The 229-nt window shown below is 34.5% G+C and carries 1 protein-coding gene; it reads left to right on the top strand.

Translation table 11 applies throughout. The annotated features are described in order from the left end of the window. Nucleotides 1–187: RNA polymerase sigma factor (locus R2R70_RS23690; protein WP_410979446.1), on the top strand; the 187-nt coding region annotated here is incomplete at its 5' end. Nucleotides 188–229: the final 42 nt, after the last annotated feature.

Raw genomic sequence — 229 nt, 5'->3', positions numbered from 1 at the left:
AAAACTCGTTAAACAAGCACTTGATGAACTTCCCCCATTGCGGAGAAAAGTTTTTGAACTTAGACGCTTAGAAGGTTTAAGCCGGGAAGAAATTTGCTTAAAACTAGATATGAGCCAAGAGTCTGTAAAAAAACATATCACTCGAGCTATGACCCAAATAACATTGCACATAGAAAAACATCAGTAGAGATGTCCCCTTTTTTGTTTTATTACACTCTATAATATTAAT

This window comes from Cobetia sp. SIMBA_158 (genome assembly GCF_046566945.1).
Taxonomy (GTDB): domain Bacteria; phylum Pseudomonadota; class Gammaproteobacteria; order Pseudomonadales; family Halomonadaceae; genus Cobetia; species Cobetia amphilecti.
The sequence above is the reverse complement of the archived record's forward strand: the minus strand, read 5'-3'. Positions and strand labels throughout refer to the sequence as shown.